We start from the raw sequence: 20,415 nt of genomic DNA on the forward strand, positions 1-20,415 counted from the left end.
GTTTGTTACTTAGAATTAAACGTTGACGCTTGTATTGTGTTCAGTTTTCAAAGAACTTTTTTTGGTACGCTGTTCATTAGCGACTTTTATAATATACCATCTTTAAAAGTCTATGTCAACACCCTTTAATCGGTGATTCTTTTTTTAAGGGGCTGTAGCAGCGACCTACTTAATATACCAAGTTTATACCGCACCGTCAACCTAATATGTTCTGGAATTTTCGACCAATTCCGCACCAGTATACTAAAACGCAACACATGTTGTCAGAATTAGTGCATCGTTCGAGTCAAAATAAAAAAGGATGCCAGATTTCGAATCCGGCATCCCCACTTTTAAACTAAGAAAATGAAATATAAAATAAAGATGATGAATAAAGCGTACATGATTGGGTGTATTTCTTTCGATCTTCCTTTTACCAACATTGTGATTGGGTAAAAGATGAAGCCAATTGCAATTCCGGATGCAATACTAGATGTTAATGGCATTGCAATGATTGTTAAGAATGCTGGAACTGCAATCTCGAATTGTTTCCATTCGATATCACCTAAGGTTGCAACCATTAGTACACCAACGATGATTAATGCTGGTGAAGTAACAGCTGGTGTTACTACTCCTAATAGAGGTGAGAAGAATAACGCTAATAAGAAAAACAATGCTGTTACAACTGAAGCAAATCCCGATTTCGCGCCTGCTGCAACACCTGCTGTTGATTCAACATAAGATGTTGTTGAAGAAGTTCCTAAGATTGCTCCGATTACTGTTCCAGATGAATCTGAAACTAAAGCTCTTCCTGCACGAGGAAGTTTATTATCTTTCATGATTCCTGCTTGGTTCGCTACCCCTACTAATGTTCCTGCTGTATCAAAGAAGTCTACAAACATAAATGTAAGGATAACAACCAACATTTCTATATTAAAAATTTCACCGAAATGTGTAAATGCTGCTCCGAATGTTGGTGCTAAACTTGGCACGTGACTTACAATTTTATCTGGGGCATCAATTAAATTAAATAGCATCCCAATGATAGCTGTAATTACCATACCAATAAAAACTGCTCCGTTTATCTTACGAACCATTAATATAACCGTAATAACAACACCAAAAACAGCTAATAATGTGTTTCCATTAGATAAATCACCCAATGCTACCATAGTAGCCGGATCCGCAATTACAATCCCTGCATTTTTTAGTCCTATAAATGTAATAAACAATCCAATCCCTGCACCAACTGCTAATTTTAGGTTTTGTGGGATGGCATCGATAATTTTTTCACGGATACGAGTTAAGGTTAGTATAACTAACACAATACCCGAAACTAAAACACCTGATAATGCGGTTTGCCATGCAATTCCCATTCCTAGTACAACTGAGTAAGCAAAGAATGCATTTAATCCCATACCTGGAGCTAAAGCAACTGGATATTTCGCAACGACACCCATGACGAGTGTGCCAAGCGCTGCTGCAAGAGCTGTCGCAACGAACACTGCGTTCGCATCCATTCTTAATTCTGCTGGTAAATCTGGTACATCGCTTAATGATAAAATTGATGGGTTAACGAATAAGATGTACGCCATAGATAAGAACGTTGTGATCCCACCAATGATTTCTCGTCTATAAGTAGTTCCAAGCTCATCGAATTGAAAATACTTTTTCATATGATTCCCTCTCCCTTTGTTCCATATCGTCGTAATTCATAAAACAAGCAAACAAAAGCGCTCCAGAGAAATATCTGAAGCGCTTGACGTTAAGGATAACGATAGAAAAGTAGAATCATATAGTAGACTCTCTTCATTATCTGTTATACCTCGTAGTCAAGCTAATTTACGGTAGCCTGGTAGAAACTTTTGGGCCATATCCCCAAGATTATACGACGTATTTCAACAAAATCTTAATTTCGACTTTATTATATGACAATGTACCTAGAGAGTCAACACTAAAAACGAACATTTATTTATTTTTATTTTTCATCGTTCGGATATCATTCCCACTCGATTGTTGCTGGCGGTTTACTTGTAATATCATACACAACTCGGTTGACATGACTTACTTCATTCACAATTCTTGTTGAAATGACTTCAAGAACGTCCCAAGGGATACGAGCCCAGTCTGATGTCATCCCATCAATTGATGTAACAGCACGGATTCCAATTGTGTGATCATATGTTCTTGCATCTCCCATTACTCCAACACTACGGATATCTGGAAGGACAGTAAAGTACTGCCAAATTTCGCGCTCAAGACCCGCTTTTCTAATTTCTTCTCGAAGAATGTAGTCAGATTCACGAACAATCTCCAGCTTGTCCTCAGTGATTTCACCTAGTACACGGATACCTAGTCCAGGACCTGGGAATGGTTGACGCCATACGATTTCATCAGGAATACCTAGCTCAGTTCCTAATGCACGAACCTCATCTTTAAATAACGCGTTAAGTGGTTCGATTAATTGAAACTGCATATCTTCCGGTAGTCCACCAACATTGTGATGTGATTTGATCGTTTGTGCAGTAGCTGTTCCACTTTCAATGATGTCTGTATAAAGAGTTCCTTGTGCAAGGTAATCGATTCCTTCAAGCTTAGCAGCCTCATCATCAAACACATAGATAAACTCATTACCGATGATTTTTCGTTTTTGTTCTGGGTCACTTACTCCTTTTAACTTAGATAAGAAGCGTTCCTTTGCATCGATTTTAATCACATTCATATGGAAGCCTTCACTAAAAGTCTTCATCACACTTTCAGCTTCTCCCTTACGAAGAAGGCCGTGGTCAACGAACATACATGTTAATTGATCGCCGATTGCTTTATGGATTAACACAGCGACAACTGAAGAATCTACGCCACCGCTAAGTGCGCAAAGTACTTTTTTATCGCCAACAGTTTGACGAATCTTTTCCATTTCGATTTCAATGAAATTTTCCATTGACCAGCTTTCTGTACTTCCGCAAACACCGAATACAAAGTTTTTAAGTAGATCATTTCCATATACGGAATGACGTACCTCTGGATGGAATTGAACTCCATATAATTTACGACCCTCGTCACTCATTGCTGAGATTGGGCAAGACGGGCTAACCGCATCAACAGTAAAACCGTCTGGTGTTTCTACTACTAAATCCCCGTGGCTCATCCACACTACTTGTTCATTTGGGATATTTGAAAATAGAGCAGATTCAGTTTTGACATTAATGGTTGCTTTACCGTACTCACGGTTATGCGCCTTTTCAACACGTCCACCGAAGTGTTGTGTCATGAGCTGCATTCCGTAGCAAATTCCTAATACAGGTATGCCTAAGTCGAAAATTTTCTCATCACATCTAAATGAATTTTCATCATAGACACTATTTGGGCCACCAGATAAAATGATTCCCTTTGGCTGCATCGCCTTAATCTCTTCAACTGTCAAAGTATGCGGGTGGAGCTCACTATATACCCCGAACTCGCGGATCCTTCTTGTAATTAATTGATTATATTGGCTGCCGAAATCTAAAACAACGATCATTTCTTGAACGTTATCCACAAAATCACCTCGTTATATTTTGTAATATACCTATTAAATAATATACATCAAATGCACCTTGCGTATTTGCGCCCAGATTTTTCGGCCTACAGGAAGTGGGTCATAAAGACGTTGCCACAGGAAATGGCGTTTTTAGTCTTTGAACTTACTGCTCGAAAAATTTCCTTTAAAAAATCTGAGGCACCCGCGGGAGGCTTTTACTTTATTCAACCGCAGTTCAAACCCCGGTTGAATATGGTAAAAAAAATAGAATCCCGCCTTTAAAAAGGCAGGATTCTAGTTCACGTACACAAATAGAATAGCTGCCTTCATAGTCAAACCATTTACGGTGGTTTGGTAGAAACTTTCGAACCATATTATCGAGGATATACGAAGGTATTTCTATTAAATTTGTGATAATTTTATCAATCAGGCACCTATTGGTCAAGATGATATCTTTTTAATTAAATTTTCCCATAATTCAACGGACTTTATCCATTCTTTATTTGCATTATCTTTACGATATAGAGCACGTTCGTAACTTAACGTTAATTGCTCCATTTCATGTCCTTTATAAAATTGATCAACCTGGACAGAATATTCCCTTAAGGTTTGCCCATCTTTTCTCGGGAAGCCAACACGTTCCAATTGTTTTAGCAGCGCTTTATAGGCTTTAAAATACACCTCTTCATCATTGGCATTTTTGTATAACCAAATATAAAGATACGGCATCCATTTCCTCCGAGTCTTAAATAAGCCATATGCAATCAAGAAAATGCTTAATAAAAAAATCAGTACATATTTCCATGAGAAGGTATCCGCCAGTTTTTCAAAAATGCTACTGTCTGTGTCTTCCGAAATAGGTTTTGCCACAGTTTCTTCCGCCTCTCCTTGCTTAGGCATTTCCTCTAGTGTAGTTTGTGGGGTTTGACTATTTTGGTTTCCAGTCGCTGTTAAATCATAGGAAAATAGATTGGAGTTACTAAAACCCTTGGTTGGTTCAAAGGGTACCCAACCGAACTCCGGAAAATAAACTTCAACCCAAGAGTGCGCATTATTATTCGTAACTTCATAGGAGTTTGTTTCAATTCGTTGTCCCTCTGTATACCCCTTTACCCATCTAGCCGGGATATCAACTGCACGTAATAAAACAACCATTGAAGTTGAAAAGTTATCACAATAGCCCATCTTTGTATCAAACAAGAACTGGTCAACATAGTCCTCGTTAGCTTCTGGGACGGCTACATTTTGGGTATCATATACAAATCCATTTACCTGGAAGTAATTTTCGACGGCTTTTACTTTATCGTATCGGTTCGTTTGTGAACTAGTAATTTCTACTGCAAGTTCTTTCACACGGTCTGGTAGGTCAATAGGTAGTTGTGTGTACCTTTTTTTGAAAATGTCATTCAGCTCAAAGCTCCCTGGCTCTGCAACCTCTGTTAGATGGTTAATATAGTATTTCGGATACTTATAGTTCAGAGAATAGTTCTCCAATTTAACCTCGTCATCGCCTCTGTATGTCGAGATTTTTTCAGATAGCAGGTTTACACTAAATTGGATATCTGGATTTACTTCAACAGACGTTAAACCTAGCGGATACACGATATGCGAATATTTTAGATCCATTTGAATTTCAGATTCGAATTCCTCTACCTCTGTTTTGGACTCATACCAATTCAATACGGTATTTTCATCGTAGAAAATTTCTTTTTCAGCTTGCCCTGATAATCTCCAACCCTTCCCAGTGTAGGTATCCTTGGATTCAACACGCCAATAATGGCGCTTTTCAGTCTTGGCTGTAAATACAACCGTGTCATCAGCGATAAAGGGTCCACCTAGATTTTGGTCATTTGTACCATAGCCTATTTTCTTTACTCCGTTAATAGCACCATTGGCATTATCCTGCCCATAGCCCTTTAAAAAAGGAACTGGGTCCGGCCATTGAGGAGCCGCTTTCGGTGATACATAGCCGATAAATGTCGAAAACAAAATAAAAACGGCTAATGGAATCGCCCAGCTTTTTCCAACATTTACGTGCTTTGAAAACTCTTTATCCTTTAAGCGCTCAAACTGTAATATTCCTAGCATGAAGAATCCGATTAACACAGTCCGAGTAATGGCAGCTTGGGCATTATACGGGCTAAATGTATCGATTACCGTAATATATATGATGGTCAACACAAAAAACAAAAGGATTCTTTTTTGATGAGTAAACCAATAATGAAGTAAATAACTCATTAACCAGAGCAATATACAAAAAAGAAGCGTCCGGAAAATCGGTGTCATGCCATACCAGTCCGCTTGGAACATGAGTCCGATATTTTTAAGTAATTCTGCAGCGAATTCACCCAACCATGCTAAATCTAAAAAGTCCTGTTTAAAATAGATGGAATGAATCATATAGAGCATTAGAAAAATCTTAATCGGTGCACCTAATAAAAACGGCACTCGTAGGAATAACAAGAGAAAACATACACCAATAAAAATAACAAACCCGGATGTCTCCTGAGTATCTGTCACGGTTTTAAGTGGTCGTAGCCATTCCCACAGCAATAGAAAGCCAAATATATTCAAGAATAGGTTGCGAATATCACGTTGTGCTGGAATTTTAGGCTTCATGATTTACTCACCTCCAATCAAATGCGCCATGGCGTATTTGCGCCCAGATTTTTAGGCCCACACGATGTGGGTCATGAAGACGTTGCCACAGGATGTGGTGTCTTTAGTCTTCGATCTTACTGCTCGAAAATTTTCCTTTTGAAAATCTGAGGCATTAACTTTATTCGGCCAGTGTTGCTCCCCAAACTAAATCATTTTTTTGTATTCATCCCCACTATCAAATAGAAAACTTCTACTGAATAAAGTTAAAGGTATCTGCAAAATTTCCTTCGTAGACGACTTTTGCAAATATATTGTGCTTTCTAATGGCTCCAAGGACGCCAACTTCTTCTTGTGTCAGCTGAGTTCCTTGCTCTTTTATCACGAAAATTTGCAAATCTGCATTTCGCATGGAGAATCTTGCGACTAAATGAATCGTATCCTCACTTAACTCACCCGTGACAAGCATGAAGGTAACAGGTTGATAGATTTTTTTAATCTCTGATTCTACAATTTGTGAAAAAGAGATGGGGCTATTGTCCTTTACCTTTGCTAGATGGTGATAGATTACCTGCTGCTGGGATTCACCATCTTTTAATGGAAAAATAGCTTGGTCCTCCCCAATGGAGACAAATGAAACCTGGGCACCCTTTCTCAAAATTGCTTTTGTAAGGGAGGCTGTAAAAGTAACAACCTGTTCAAAATGATTGGACTTCGTGCGGTCCATGAATAAAACGACATCATGGCTTTGCTGCTGCTCGAATTCCTTCGTCATAATATTATTTCGTCTTGCTGATGCCTTCCAATCAATCCATGAAAAACGGTCGCCCGGAGTGTACTCTCTTACACCAATTGCGATTGCTGTATCCCGCTGCAATCTCACATTCGAAGAGGTCATCCCTTGTTCAAAGCGACTTTCGAGCTGTCGATATACCATATCTACGTACTGTGGATATACTAAAAACTGGTCACGAACTGGGGTGATGGTTTCTTTTTCGACCAGCCCGAACAAATCTCCCGTCTTGATGCGAATTCCTTCTAATATATGTTCTCCCCTCGGAATTGAATCGAACTTATATTTATATGTTAATTCCCGCTTAAACCAGGGGAATAGAATGACCTTTGATTGCTTCGATTGCTCGTATTTTTTTAGTTGCGGCGGAAGAAGCTCCTCAATTATTACGTACATTAACGGGAAAGGAATCTTTCGTTTTATCACTATGGTTGCTTCAAATTTTTCCCCAGCCATATACTCTGCCTGGTTGATATGACGCATCATTTTAAAATCTTTAAGAGGATAGATTGATAGAACGAAAGAATATAATCCAAACGGAATAAAACTATAAAATAGAAACCAGCTTACAAACCCACCTTGAAACATCGCATATACAAATGTTGCAGCAATAAGAAGGAAGATGTTGACGAGCCTACCCGTTTCTTTTAGCTTTCGAAATAGTCTCCTCATCAACGATTCAACGACCTTTGAACTGGAATTGGTGTTCTTTCAATGATTTTTGCCACTATCTTATCGGTTGTCATTCCTTCAAATCTCGCTTCCGATTTTAAAATGAGACGATGTGGAAGAACAAATGGTGCAAGGTATTGGATATCGTCTGGAATGACAAAATCCCTTCCATGTATCAAGGCATAGGCCTGAGCTGCCTTCATTAACGCGATTGAACCACGTGGACTTGCTCCTAAATAGATAGAGTTATGCCCTCTAGTTCTGCCTACTAGATCAACGATATATTCTTTAATTGTTTGGTCAACATAGACCGCTTTTACTTCCTTTTGAAGCGCTACTAATTCTTCAAGGGTAATGACTGATTCAAGCTGTTCAATCGGCTTAGACTTTTCCGCTCTATTTAAAACCTCGATTTCCTCACTAACCGACGGGTAGCCCATTTTCATTTTTAATAGAAAACGATCGAGCTGTGCTTCTGGGAGTGGGTATGTTCCTTCATATTCAATCGGGTTTTGAGTTGCCATTACAAAGAATGGCTTTGGTAAGGCCCTAGTTACCCCGTCAACCGTGATACTACTTTCTTCCATTCCTTCAAGTAAAGCAGATTGTGTCTTCGGAGATGTCCGGTTTATTTCGTCCGCAAGTACAATATGACCAATAATCGGCCCCGGTCTGAATTCAAATTGGAGTTCTTTAGGATTATAAATTGACGTTCCAGTTACATCGGACGGCAATAGGTCTGGCGTAAATTGAATCCTCTTGAAATCCGCACTCACTGATTTTGCTAGCGAACGCACCATCATTGTCTTTCCTACACCTGGTACATCCTCTAACAAAACATGTCCTTCAGCTAGTAATGCAACCAAGCTCAATGTGGCCACATCTCTTTTTCCAATCATGACTTTTTCGATATTTTCGATAACTCTTCCTAAAACTGGATGTAACGTATCAAGCTGCGCCATTTTCCGTCCCCCTAAAACTCGTATCATCTTACAATATATGTAACTATTATACTATCCGCCCACTAATTATAAAAGCGATTAAAGACGATTCCATAATTCAACAAGTACCGTTCTTCAAGTTTCGATTGTGTCCGAAAACCTCAGCATGGAAGTATTAAAAAAATGACTCAGATTATGAAAACAATCTGAGCCATAAAATGTGAGTATTCTATTAAACGAGACTTGAAAGTACATGTACACGGAGGATGATTCCTAATAGTCGCCGATCCTCGTCCACTACTGCTAACGGGAATTTTGTTTCTAATGCCTTTGGAATAATATCTTGAACGTATTCATCCTTTGAAACTGTAAAAATATCATCCCGAATCACCTCAGACAGTGTCTTCTTTTCTTTGATTCCATCGATGCAATCGTCAATGGTAACAATTCCCTCTAATCGTCTATTCCTATTAACTACAAACACACTTGAAATTCCATTCTTCTGCATTTCTTTTACCGCTACCTGTAAACCATCCTTCAGGGAAACTAATGCATTTGATTTAATCATTACATGCTCTGCTTGTAAAATTTTCGAACGGTCGATATCCTTGATAAATTCAGAGATATAATCATTGGCCGGAGTCTCGATAATTTCCTCAGGTGTACCAATTTGCTCAACAACCCCGTCCTTCATTACAGCAACCCGATCTCCTAATTTAAAAGCTTCATTGATATCGTGGGTAATAAAAATAATCGTCTTTTGAAGCTTATCCTGCAGCTCTAATAACTCAAGCTGCATTTCTCTACGAATGAGTGGGTCAAGCGCACTAAAAGGTTCATCCATAAGCAGGATATCAGGGTCGTTTGCAAGCGCACGAGCAAGTCCTACACGCTGCTGCATTCCACCTGAGAGCTCTCCAGGATATTTATCCTCGTATCCTTTTAGGCCAACACTTTCAATATTTTTTAAAGCAATTTTTCTACGTTCTTCCCTTGAGACATTTTTAATCTCAAGACCATATTCCACATTTGCTAAGACCGTTCGGTGACTGAATAAACCAAAGTGCTGAAACACCATTGCAATTTTATCCTGTCTGAACTTCTTTAGCTGAGAAGAATGATAGCGAACAACATCTTCCCCATCTACAAAGATAGAGCCTGATGTAGGTTTATTTAAAAGGTTAAAGCAACGAATCAAGGTTGACTTACCACTTCCGGAAAGTCCCATGATGACAAAGATTTCACCTTTTTTAATTTCCATTGATGCATTGTACACACCCACGGTATGATTGGTTTTTTCTAAAATCTCTTTTTTACTCATTCCTTTTTCAACCATTGGAATGATTGATTTTGGTTTTGGACCAAATATTTTTGAGACGTTCTCTATTTTAATTTTCGTTTCCATTATTCCGACCCCCTGTGTTTCTGGAAGGAACTCGCTACTCCCGATGTCACACGGTCAATAATGATCGCTAGAAATACGATACTAATACCCGCTTCAAATCCAAGCGCCATGTCAATACGGTTAATTGCGATTAAAACCTGTTCCCCAAGGCCCTTCGCACCAACCATGGATGCAATAACCACCATCGCAAGTGCCATCATTGTTGTTTGGTTTACCCCAGCCATAATGGTTGGAAGTGCCTGAGGCAATTGAACTTTAGTCAGCATCTGCCATCTTGATGATCCGAACGATTGAGCAGATTCAATGACATCTTCATCAACATTTCGAATCGCTAGCTCAGTTAATCGAATAACTGGTGGCAATGCGTAAATTAACGTTGCAAATACAGCCGAAACATTTCCTAGGCTAAAGAAGAAAATAGCTGGAATTAAATAAACGAAGCTCGGCATTGTTTGCATCGCATCTAAAATTGGCCTCATGATAACGGAAAATCCCTTACTAAATGCCATCCACACACCAAGTGGAATCCCGATAATGAGGGATATAAGAACGGATGTTAAGACAATGGCTATCGTAATCATCAATACATCCCAAAGTCCAAACGTTCCAATTAAGAAAATAAAGAATGCATATAACACACCTGAAAGAATCGATTTAAAACGCCATCCTAAAAGGAAAATAATAATTAAGAAGAGCCACCATGGAATGAAATTAAGAAAATCACTTATTCCATTGATTGTTTGAGAGGAGATAAGATGTATGAAATCAAAAAACCCTTCGAAAGTTGTATCAATCCATTTAATAAATTTTTCTACATATTCACCGATAAATTCCCATCGTATATCTGGAAAACTACCCATAAGCAGGTTACATGCTGTAACCATTCACCTCACTTTTATTTAAACCATATATTCCTTAAAAATTGTAGTAGCTGGCAGGCTGCCAACTACTACTTTGAGCATTATTCCTGTCTAGCTTCAGGCGCCATCGGCTCTCTGGTCTAGCCAATCGCCTCTGAAGGCAAAAGAACGCCTTCTGTCAGCGCTTGTCTTATGCTTGTCGCCTAAGGCTGCGCGCCTTGTGCTTTTCCTATTCTAATGATTTTTTTACTTTTTCAGCAATGTCCTCTGAAACCCAAGTTGTCCAAATATCTTCATGCTGCTTCATCCACCACTGTGCAGCCTCTTCGGCAGATGCTTCTTTTTCATTCATATATTTCAGAGCCTCTTCTGTTAAGTCGTTACTCGTTTTATACTTTTTTAGAAACTCCACAACCTCTGGTGCTTGTTCAGGCATATCCTTATGAATAGATATAACTACATCGTTTGGTGGGAATGCAGTTCCAAAATCTTTGTTCCATTGTTCTTCGTTATATTCTGCTTCTTCTAAAAGAGTGAGATCATATTTTGCTGTTACCCATGTTGGTGACCAGTAATATCCGACCCAACCTTTGCCCTTTTCATATGCATCAACTAGAGTTGCAACTGCACTTGAGTCTGAACCAGGGCTAATATAGTTAAACGTATCTCCTAAGCCATAGGTGTCAACCTTAACCGACATTGTTTCCCCAACAGCCCATCCAGTAGGTGCACCTACGACAAGACCCTTGCTTGAATCCTCTGGGTCAGGGAATACTTCAGGGTATTTCTTCAAGTCCTCAACCGTTTTTAAATCCGGAGCTAATGGCTCAATTCCTCTTTCTTTATCCCCTTCAATCACATAGGTCGGAACATAAAACCCTTGGCTATTATCATCAAAGTTTGTAGAAACTGTTTCAATATCGCCGTTATCTAACATTTCCTGATAAAGCTCTTTTACATTGTCAGTCCAAACTTCCATATACACATTGATGTCACCTTGACGTAAGCCTTCAAGTGTTGCAGCAGTCGATCCAGCTGTAACCTCTGTTTCATATCCATATCCTTCTTCAAGGATTCTTTGTGCAATGCTATTATGGACGCGAATGCTATCCCAACCAGCATCAGCAAATACGATCTTATCTAATTTTTCCGGTTCTCCATCACCTGAAGACCCTCCGCTGCTACATCCAACTAAGGCTAGTAATAAAACAGTTAGTACTATAAATAACTTACTTTTCATAAATGATTTCTCCCTTTTTCCGGTTTTTTGTTAGTAAACCGATATATTTACTGTGTCAAAAATAAAGAATAACCCCCAAAAAATGAATACCCATTCATTTTTTTGTTGCTAACATATTCTATCTAACTTTTACAATGTGCCGACTATTTGATTAGAATAATAGAAAGGTAAGGATTAATTATTCAATCTGACGAAAAATGTAGAGGACTTAACAGGGCTACATTTTTCAGATATTTGAGGATACGTCTTTTGAACTATTGATCTTGGAGGAAATAAATATTTGTTTGTTGAACAGTGGTAAATCTCAGGGTTACATTAAAAAGTATAGAGGAATAATAAAATGAGGACAAACCTGATAATCTAGCATATTTCATGATAAACTAGCATATTTCGTGATTTCAAAACCTCAGAGGAGGAAAATGTTTTATCCTTCACAGATACTCCCATATCCTCTCATATCCTCCAAAAATGGTGTAATTTTCTGTTTTTTTATCAAAATACGCTATATGTAGTATTGGGGTAGTTCCTTAGTCCCCCCATTTAGTGCAGGTATGATTGGATATGTTCTTGTAAACAAGGGATTTTTATCGAAAAAAGTAAAAAAAACCAGAATGGAGCATCTGGTTTTCGTTTTTCCTCTATTTAACTTACCTTTTTTTCTTCTGCAAGTATTTTTCATTAATCACAAGCACTTTTCCGTCATCAGCCGGTCTGTACTTACGAAACTTAAATTTGTTTTTTTCAATAATGTTATTCCCAACCATATAAATCGGTAGAATAATAATTAAGTTAATTAGCATTTGAAGCAACAGGTTTAATTCATTTTCAAATATATAAATGGTAAAGACCGCATGAAACGCAAACGACACCATTAACACAATAAGCACATTACAAATATGAAAAGGGATTACACTCGTTTTTTCACGAAACATTCGTTCTAGTTCGACCTTGAAAAAAAGTGTAATAAACACTGAAATTCCTATTGCAATAAGGGTAACGATATACGTAAAAAACGTCTGCACTTTCCCAAACCCCCTCGCACTTATATATCCCCTTTTAATGAATGGTTTTATTGAGCCAAAGTTCTGAATATGTAATTTCATTGTATCACAATAGCAAAAAAGTAGGATTCTTACCTTACTATCAAGCAAGCTAAGGTTTCCCATTTTCTAGACTTTATTAGGCATTCGCACAATCGTTTGGGTATTGCGCTACATATGGTATACATGAGGAAAATACCTATTGTTTTGGAGGGGTTCATTTGTTCAAGCCATTTCAGGAACATTCGTATGGCAACCATACGTATCCTCGGATCGTAGCATTACTAGACAAGAAGCAAGGTGATGTTACTGGTGACGGTATTATGGATTACATCTATTTATATGGAAATAAACAATCTGAAACCGATATCTTTGCAGATAATATTACACTTGTAATTAAAGATGGCCGTTCTAACCAGGTATCGACAATTTATCTCCAAAACAATGCCGGGTACAATGCTAAGCTCTTCCTTGGAGATTTTTCTAAAGATAACATATTAGATATTTTCGTAAGTATTGAGTCTGGTGGAAGTGGGGGCTATGGTCTGTTCTATATATATAGTTTTAGAAATAATATTCCGCTCGAATTATTTGATTTTGAAAAATATAATAATGACTATAAGTTCGAAGTAAATTATCAAGATTTTTATAAAGTATGTGTAGTGAATCATTCACTAGGGGTATTTTTCACCCTTGACATTAGCCACAAAGGTAATGAGTATCTATCACAGATCTACGATGACAATGGGAAATTAAAAAATCCTGTAAAAGGGGAAGTTCTTGCTTTAGGTGTTTTATATCCTATAGTAACAAATGTAAATAGTACAAATTATGATTTACTTGCTTTTCAACGTATTATTGGTACTTCTAACTCGGATACATTAGGGTATATCGAAAATCTTTTATCCTGGGATGGAACACAATTTATATCATCAAGATTAACAACAGCCATACTTGGAACAAAGTTAATTAGGATTTACTAATCAAATTTTTTGAAAGCGTTTGGAGGTATGTGTATGACAAACTTTTATTCTTTCCACGGAACTGTTACCAAGATTAGTGATTTTTATACTGGTCAAGAAGGAGAAGGCTGTAATAAATTAATGACTGTAGAAAACGGATCGGGAGCAATAGTAAATTTTGTAGTATCACCTACTACTTACTTTGTCAATCATGTAATGGTAGCAGTAGGAGATCGGGTAACTGGATATTATGATGGAAATGCACCTGCTCTTCTTATTTATCCCCCACAATATAATGCGCTCGTCATGGTAAAAGATAACCCAAATCAGAATGTAAAAGTAGATTATTTTAATAGTCAGTTGGTGAGTAGCGATGGACAATTACAATTAAATATCTCTCCTTATACTCCAATCGTAATAAATAATGGGCAGGCCTTTACAAGACCCCCGGTGAACCGAGATTTAATTGTTATCTATGGACCTTCTACATTTAGTATCCCTGCACAAACTACACCCTATAGAATAATAGTATTGTGTTAGAGATTTTAATAAAAAGTCTAAGAACTCGCCTGTTTAGGCGGGTTTCTTAATAATATCAAAATTGCAATTACTGAACCCAAGCTATGAGCAATAACACATAAAGGGGCATCACCAGCTCCAGTTTCAATGGCGGGTTCTTTTAATTTTTCATCGATTTTATCATGTATTTTTTTAAAAAAGTTTTTTTGAGATGATACGTCCAGATAAAAAACTACCTCCTTCCTTTAGTTAAGCATACGTGAAAATAGCAGTTAATTATGTAAGTATGTTAGAATAGGCAAAAGCTAAACATACAAAACGAGGTGACGATATGTTTGATAAAATCAAAAGACAACTAAGAAATATCGCACGAGGAAGCAGTGGTAGAAGACACCGATCCTACGGAGGCAGTAGTAGCAACAAAAGACATCGTTACTTCGGAGGTAGTAGTAGCAGAAGTCATAAATATAACCCAATGAGTGGTAGTAAACGCTATAAGCGTAGGAGCTGGGGAAGTAGCAGCTGATTACCAGTCATCGACTATTTTTCGAAAGCTTTTACTGCTGTTTCAAGATTATTTAAGATTGGATCTATTGCAGTGTATGGTTCATCTATTCTTAGCAGTTTTTTCAATAAATAAACGGTTTCCTGTGTTAACGAAAGTTCTTCTGTCCACGGAAGGGCTTTTTTCTTTTTTGAAGTATACGTCGTATATAGCAAATATAAAAGAATATCCCCTAAATCATAATAGTCCTGAAGTTTCATCTCTTCACTATTATTTTCCATGAATGTCCCATTTGATTGATTAGGCTTCACTAGCTTTGCCAAGCCAAAATCGATTAAATAAGGCTCATTGTCTTTTAATAAAATGTTTGGGATCCGTAAATCAAGATGGTAAATATCCTTTTTATGAAGGTAATCAACTAGTTCAATTAATTTAGCAATAAATAATAAAGACTCTTTCTCATTAAATGTCTTCTTATTTAGGAAAATCTCATCCTCCAAGTTTATCCCATCAATATATCTCATTGCATAAAAATAATGACCTCTTTCCGAAAAGGCCTCATACAACATCGCCATTCGATTATTATTCAGTTTCCCCATAATTGATACTTCATCATGAAATAGCTTAATTTCATTCACATTTTTGCGCTTACTTGGTCGCAGTTGCTTTATAACCTTGTCTTCCTTCGTTTGTAAATCATGACAAAGATACACAATTCCATAGCTTCCAGCTCCAATAATATCTAGAACCTGGTACCGTTGATTTATTATTTCTGCTTCTTTTATAGGTTTATCAACAATATGCTGATAGATTTTTCGAAAGGGACGTAGCATGACTTACTCCTTTTTTTGATTTGAAGGTTACATCTTTAAAGGGATAATACCATATCGGATTGAGTTGCAAAACGCTTCATACAAAAAAAGCCTATAGAAGAACAAATAAATGCTTCTCCTATAGACTAATTTAAAAGAAATTTTTTTCTACAAAAGTATTGATATCATTTTTCGTTTTGTTTACACTAATAAACGGCAAAACACTTACGTAATAACAAAAGTGTTATGTGTTGTCGTTTTGGGTCTGTCTTATTTCCTATTTTCAACTTACCAGGTTAATTGGTAGGATTAGACACCCGAAACTTCAACTTCACTTGCTTCTTCATCATTGCTTGCTTGAACTCTTGGATAGTCAATCAATACGATTGTTTCATCATCTTCATGTTTGATTGTACACTTACTATACTCTTTTTTAATATCTTCTACTCTTACGGCATGACCGATTACAAATTCAGTGATGTCAATCTCAATACTATCAGGGAGATCATTCGCTTTTGCTGTTATATCCAATTCGTGAAGAAATTGATTCACAACTCCCCCGGATTTCTCTCCATTCGATGTTCCCTTTAGAATGACACTTACTTTTGTATCAATTTCAGTATCCTTATTTACTTGAAGAAAATCTACATGAAGGATCTCTTTTGTTACAGGGTTATTCTGGTAATCTCTTAAAATTACATTCTTTGATTTCCCATCAACATTTAGTGAGAAAATACCATTTCTCCCCACCTCTTTTAAGACATTTCTTAAATCAGCGTTATTAATTAAGATTGATTCTGTTTCAATAGCTCTACCATAAACGACCGCCGGGATTTTCCCATCACTTCTAAACCTTTTTAAATCAGATCTTTTGACGGTTTTTCTTTCTTCTGCCACTAGAGTACCCATTTTATTTCCACCTTTCTTTTTTAAAATCTTAGACATAAGTTTTTATAAAAGTATATCCTAAGAAATATTAGAATTACTTATATTTCTAGTATATCGAATCCATTCTTTTATTTCATCTAATTGGCTTTAATTACGAATTCGGAATACTTTATTGGTAAGTGGATATAAAAATTTAACCCCTTTTTTCGTAAGCATATCGGTTACTATATGCGAAAGGTAAGATATCGTAGAAATAAGTGCCAAACCGTCCACTTCGGTGCTAACCTCTAATAGATGTGACATATACCACCAATAAACCAATGCCCAAATACTATGCGTTGGACCTCTGTGTGCAAACCACCCTGCTCCTCCTATGTATACAGCAAACATAACCAACCACCAAAATTCATTCGAAACTGCATAGTATAGAAGGAATAAACTTAAGAGGCTCATTAGAATATTTTTTAACGTTTCCTGACTCTTCAAGGAAAGTCCCAAAATAACGGCTCCCCACCCAAATAGTAGGAGTTTATTTTGTTGATTAAACCATTTTTCATCTAAGAAAGATAAGAAATTTAAATCTAAAAAGAATGTAACCAACGACAGGAGCATTAACATCCCACCAACAAATACTCCACCCTTTTTAATTAGTTTAGCTGTTTTAGTTACACGTTTATTTAACAAATTATTTCCATCTAAATCAGGAGCAAGGGAAGCCACACCTGATGCAACTAATATGACAGGCATCATTTCAAACGACTGGCTAACAGACGCCACTACTCCTATTCCTAGACCCACTGTTAAATGAGTACGACCTTTCATGTTGCCACCTCTATTTTGTTCATTCTCTTTTTCTAGCAGGGTTATTAAAAATTGATCAACTTAACAGTTTGCCTCTATTAATCTAGAAAACGATATATAACACCAAGACATCCATTAGTCTTATTTCTATAACCTCTTACTCAACTTAAATCTACATATTTCGCTCTAATCATTTGTCGATTTCTACTTATAATTTGTGATATTTCCCGGGAATTTGTTGAAATTTGAAAATAGTGATGTTTATTGGGGGGGCATGGTAATGTTTCTATTGCTCAAGTATCGCGTAACGCTATATGGATCCGATGTAGGATTCTGCAAAGCATATCGCCCGGCGATACGAATTAAAAAATAGTGACCATCCATTCTCGTTGAACATATTCATGAGCGTTCTGTTAACTTGTGAACCTTTCTTTTAAACTGAATCCTATCGCTTATCAGATTGATATCACTTCACATGTAGCCGAGAGTTCATTGGTTCAATCTAATCTTTTTGTTTCTTGTTCGTATCGCGTAACGCTATAAGGCTCCATGTCTGGTTTAACATAAATACACAGATTGCCCTCTTTTAAAAAACTCATATCTTTTACACTTTTGAAATATGATCCTATCTTTGAACTTGTGGGTGCTGCATCCCCAGCTATGATATTCATCATATGTATATCATATCGCTTATCTGACTTTCTTTTCATTAGGCTCAGAGGATTGCAACGGCATATCGCCCAACGATACACAACAAAAAAAAGAGCCTCTCAACCCTTTCTTGATTACTCGATTAAATTAAGATTCTTAACTGCTTATCAAACATTCTTTTTTGCTTGCATCAAGTTGTGTCCATTTATTATTCAATTAAGCATAAAAAATTCAATCAGGCATCTTATTTTCGGAATAACGAGAAGATTCCTCCCCATTTTTCTTTAGGTTTATGTATCGCTTCTTCTAAACGTTTATTGAAATCACTTTGTGAATTCCATTCTTTTTTCTGTTCGTCCCGCATATTCTGTATTTCTTTTTGTAAAAGTTCAGTTTTTTCTTTTTCCTGTTGTAGCATTGTTTCGTAATGGTTCTTTTGTTGTTCAGTTAGTTTTTCAATTTTTGCATTTGTTTTTTGCGCTGAATTTCCAATAGCAGAACTTATTATATGATGATCTTGCTGAAGTCGGGATACCTTTGTTTTAAGCTCTACCATATCGTTCGTCAATTGGACATTCATTTCACGTGTGGCTGCGAGTTCATTTGCTAAAAACATGAAGATTTCTTTTAATTGATTAGGGTCTTGAGGTAAATTTTCATATGGATTGGTTATCGCAATCTTTGTTTCATTTGATTCTACTAATCTTTCTTTTTGTTGATTAACAAGGTCTTTAGCTGTATCGTCTAGAGACTTGTCTGTATCGCGTAACGCTATAAGCACTTCAATGTCAGAGTGAACAAAAATACGTCGATCGCCATCTTTTAAAAACTCATATCCATTCTGCTCTAAGATTTGACCATACTTTCGGACAGTTGGGGTTGCAATACCCACTTTTTCTGCAACTTCCTTAGTAGTGAAAGCTTGTTCATTAGGTTGTATATCGCGTCTCATATCGCACCTCCTCTTTATTTAATATGAATGTTTTTAAATTTATTTGCAAGTGTTATATCGCCCGGCGATACGAAACAAATTAAGAGCTGTTACTTGAAAAAAAGGAGAATTACATATGAATGGGATGCAAAATAATCCTTAATTCTACAACACATTAAATTATGTTGTCAATATAAAATTTGCATTTTTTTCAAAAAAAAGGTACAATAGTAGTACATTAACTATTTACAGCGTATTTCAAATTCTTTTGTAATTTTTTTACAGATTGAATATGGGTACGTTATTTTTTTTATCCCTCCTTCAAATCGAAGGAACTAAAGAAAAATGAAGGTAATAATGTGTGCTGTTATAGTATTAAGGAGGTCAAAAATATTGAATCTTATTAATGAAAAAGTATCACACAAGCGCTTTGGCAAGGGAAATGTTGTAAGTCTTAACGATTCTATCATAGAAGTACATTTCGCATCTGAAAATAAAAAGTTTGTTTTTCCCGATGCCTTTGGAAAACACCTTAAGCTTCAGGATAAAACTGCTGCTGATTCAATTAAAAGGATTATACAAAAAAAGGAATTGGAACAAGAGAAGGTAGAACAGGAAAAGGAAGCAGATAAAGAACGACAACGTAAAGAACAGCAACTTCGTTTGGAACATGAAAAACTTATGAAAAATTATAAGCTTCATCCCGATTCTCAAATTGTTTTTTGGTGTGACAGCGAAGAACTTAGTAAGGTATTTACGGAGTGGAAAGTTTTTACTGACTTAATAAAAAGCGGTAATAACAAAGGAAAGCCAAATAAACCTACCCGCATATTCCCAAATAGCGTTTGTCTTTTAACAGAGAGAGATTCCAGTATGAATGAAAAAGACAGACGTATCTTAGGTGTTTATATGGTGAATGAAGATTTTATCGGTAAGCTTTGTGAAGATGGATATATTCCTGCTCATTCAGAATACAAACTACAACTTACAGAACAGGAATCTGATAGGATGCCTTTTTGGAAGTATTATTTAAATGAAAAGTCCCCTCATAAAATGACTTGGAATACAGGTAAATACCGTTATTTTAATAATGTATGGATGGCTCAAATTTTACTTGATATTGTTTCTTTGAAAAGCGACACACCGGAACAAAAACTAGCACAGGACTTTTTTAAACATTTTTGTAGAATGAATCGGATCTTGGAAGAAGAGATACCAGAGCCTAATGGTGCATTAATGCGGATATAGATTTTGGCTCTAGTCGATTAACACCGTTATTTGTTGAAAATTGTTAGATA

The 20,415-nt window shown here is 36.7% G+C and carries 16 protein-coding genes and 2 riboswitches; of the genes, 3 read left to right on the forward strand and 13 right to left on the reverse strand.

Translation table 11 applies throughout. The features are described from left to right. Nucleotides 1-332: 332 nt before the first annotated feature. The 9 genes from V7112_RS22595 to V7112_RS22635 form a co-directional block, all read right to left on the reverse strand. Nucleotides 333-1,655, reverse strand: a complete 1,323-nt coding sequence (locus tag V7112_RS22595; protein WP_335424015.1) for an NCS2 family permease — start codon at nt 1,653-1,655, stop codon at nt 333-335. A 133-nt stretch (nt 1,656-1,788) separates the two neighbouring features. After that, a riboswitch (purine riboswitch) is annotated at nt 1,789-1,891 on the reverse strand. 87 nt (nt 1,892-1,978) lie between these two features. Next, complete coding sequence (gene guaA, locus V7112_RS22600) at nt 1,979-3,499, reverse strand: glutamine-hydrolyzing GMP synthase (RefSeq protein ID WP_335424097.1); 1,521 nt, start codon at nt 3,497-3,499, stop codon at nt 1,979-1,981. A 309-nt stretch (nt 3,500-3,808) separates the two neighbouring features. Further along, a riboswitch (purine riboswitch) is annotated at nt 3,809-3,910 on the reverse strand. Nucleotides 3,911-3,940: 30 nt separating this feature from the next. Next, the gene (locus V7112_RS22605) at nt 3,941-6,118 is read right to left on the reverse strand and encodes a DUF4129 domain-containing transglutaminase family protein (RefSeq protein ID WP_335424017.1); all 2,178 of its coding nucleotides are present in this window, start codon (nt 6,116-6,118) and stop codon (nt 3,941-3,943) included. A 232-nt stretch (nt 6,119-6,350) separates the two neighbouring features. Beyond that, on the reverse strand, nt 6,351-7,562 hold the full coding sequence (locus V7112_RS22610) for a DUF58 domain-containing protein (protein WP_335424100.1): 1,212 nt from the start codon (nt 7,560-7,562) through the stop codon (nt 6,351-6,353). Further along, nucleotides 7,562-8,524, reverse strand: a complete 963-nt coding sequence (locus tag V7112_RS22615) for an AAA family ATPase (protein WP_335424019.1) — start codon at nt 8,522-8,524, stop codon at nt 7,562-7,564. The genes V7112_RS22610 and V7112_RS22615 overlap by 1 nt, the downstream gene beginning before the upstream one ends. A gap of 211 nt (nt 8,525-8,735) precedes the next feature. Continuing rightward, nucleotides 8,736-9,908, reverse strand: coding sequence for a quaternary amine ABC transporter ATP-binding protein (locus V7112_RS22620; RefSeq protein ID WP_335424021.1), 1,173 nt, complete (start codon nt 9,906-9,908; stop codon nt 8,736-8,738). Then, nucleotides 9,908-10,768, reverse strand: a complete 861-nt coding sequence (locus tag V7112_RS22625) for an ABC transporter permease (protein ID WP_335424102.1) — start codon at nt 10,766-10,768, stop codon at nt 9,908-9,910. Before V7112_RS22625 ends, V7112_RS22620 begins: the two co-directional genes overlap by 1 nt. Nucleotides 10,769-10,997: 229 nt before the next feature. Next, nucleotides 10,998-12,008 (reverse strand): ABC transporter substrate-binding protein, encoded by a 1,011-nt coding sequence (locus V7112_RS22630; protein WP_335424023.1) that lies wholly within the window; start codon nt 12,006-12,008, stop codon nt 10,998-11,000. A 647-nt stretch (nt 12,009-12,655) separates the two neighbouring features. Continuing rightward, nucleotides 12,656-13,030 (reverse strand): hypothetical protein, encoded by a 375-nt coding sequence (locus tag V7112_RS22635; protein ID WP_335424025.1) that lies wholly within the window; start codon nt 13,028-13,030, stop codon nt 12,656-12,658. 239 nt (nt 13,031-13,269) lie between these two features. Here V7112_RS22635 and V7112_RS22640 point away from each other — a divergent pair, with 239 nt between their 5' ends. Beyond that, complete coding sequence (locus tag V7112_RS22640) at nt 13,270-14,031, forward strand: VCBS repeat-containing protein (RefSeq protein WP_335424026.1); 762 nt, start codon at nt 13,270-13,272, stop codon at nt 14,029-14,031. Nucleotides 14,032-14,064: 33 nt separating this feature from the next. Continuing rightward, nucleotides 14,065-14,550 (forward strand): hypothetical protein, encoded by a 486-nt coding sequence (locus V7112_RS22645; protein WP_335424028.1) that lies wholly within the window; start codon nt 14,065-14,067, stop codon nt 14,548-14,550. Between the two features lie 519 nt (nt 14,551-15,069). On the opposite strand, the gene V7112_RS22650 is transcribed toward V7112_RS22645, so the two are convergent. The 4 genes from V7112_RS22650 to V7112_RS22665 form a co-directional block, all read right to left on the reverse strand. Further along, nucleotides 15,070-15,867, reverse strand: coding sequence for a serine/threonine protein kinase (locus V7112_RS22650; protein WP_335424030.1), 798 nt, complete (start codon nt 15,865-15,867; stop codon nt 15,070-15,072). Nucleotides 15,868-16,155: 288 nt separating this feature from the next. Continuing rightward, nucleotides 16,156-16,755 carry a 50S ribosomal protein L25 gene (locus tag V7112_RS22655; protein ID WP_335424032.1) on the reverse strand — a complete coding sequence of 200 codons (600 nt, stop codon included), beginning with the start codon at nt 16,753-16,755 and terminating at the stop codon, nt 16,156-16,158. Nucleotides 16,756-16,881: 126 nt separating this feature from the next. Next, on the reverse strand, nt 16,882-17,556 hold the full coding sequence (locus tag V7112_RS22660) for a metal-dependent hydrolase (RefSeq protein ID WP_335424035.1): 675 nt from the start codon (nt 17,554-17,556) through the stop codon (nt 16,882-16,884). A gap of 874 nt (nt 17,557-18,430) precedes the next feature. Further along, entirely contained in the window at nt 18,431-19,138 is a 708-nt protein-coding gene (locus tag V7112_RS22665) for a hypothetical protein (protein ID WP_335424036.1), read from the reverse strand. A 372-nt stretch (nt 19,139-19,510) separates the two neighbouring features. Here V7112_RS22665 and V7112_RS22670 point away from each other — a divergent pair, with 372 nt between their 5' ends. Next, nucleotides 19,511-20,365, forward strand: a complete 855-nt coding sequence (locus V7112_RS22670) for a malate synthase (protein ID WP_335424038.1) — start codon at nt 19,511-19,513, stop codon at nt 20,363-20,365. Nucleotides 20,366-20,415 lie beyond the last annotated feature (50 nt).

The organism is Bacillus sp. JJ1566 (assembly GCF_036962685.1).
Classification (GTDB): Bacteria; Bacillota; Bacilli; order Bacillales; family Bacillaceae_L; genus Ferdinandcohnia.

Coding starts and splice junctions, on each gene's coding strand:
- V7112_RS22595 (WP_335424015.1), bottom strand. CDS start 1,655: ATGAAAAAGTATTTTCAATTCGATGAGCTTGGAACTACTTATAGACGA.
- guaA (WP_335424097.1), bottom strand. CDS start 3,499: ATGATCGTTGTTTTAGATTTCGGCAGCCAATATAATCAATTAATTACA.
- V7112_RS22605 (WP_335424017.1), bottom strand. CDS start 6,118: ATGAAGCCTAAAATTCCAGCACAACGTGATATTCGCAACCTATTCTTG.
- V7112_RS22610 (WP_335424100.1), bottom strand. CDS start 7,562: ATGAGGAGACTATTTCGAAAGCTAAAAGAAACGGGTAGGCTCGTCAAC.
- V7112_RS22615 (WP_335424019.1), bottom strand. CDS start 8,524: ATGGCGCAGCTTGATACGTTACATCCAGTTTTAGGAAGAGTTATCGAA.
- V7112_RS22620 (WP_335424021.1), bottom strand. CDS start 9,908: ATGGAAACGAAAATTAAAATAGAGAACGTCTCAAAAATATTTGGTCCA.
- V7112_RS22625 (WP_335424102.1), bottom strand. CDS start 10,768: ATGGGTAGTTTTCCAGATATACGATGGGAATTTATCGGTGAATATGTA.
- V7112_RS22630 (WP_335424023.1), bottom strand. CDS start 12,008: ATGAAAAGTAAGTTATTTATAGTACTAACTGTTTTATTACTAGCCTTA.
- V7112_RS22645 (WP_335424028.1), top strand. CDS start 14,065: ATGACAAACTTTTATTCTTTCCACGGAACTGTTACCAAGATTAGTGAT.
- V7112_RS22650 (WP_335424030.1), bottom strand. CDS start 15,867: ATGCTACGTCCCTTTCGAAAAATCTATCAGCATATTGTTGATAAACCT.
- V7112_RS22655 (WP_335424032.1), bottom strand. CDS start 16,755: ATGGGTACTCTAGTGGCAGAAGAAAGAAAAACCGTCAAAAGATCTGAT.
- V7112_RS22660 (WP_335424035.1), bottom strand. CDS start 17,556: ATGAAAGGTCGTACTCATTTAACAGTGGGTCTAGGAATAGGAGTAGTG.
- V7112_RS22665 (WP_335424036.1), bottom strand. CDS start 19,138: ATGAGACGCGATATACAACCTAATGAACAAGCTTTCACTACTAAGGAA.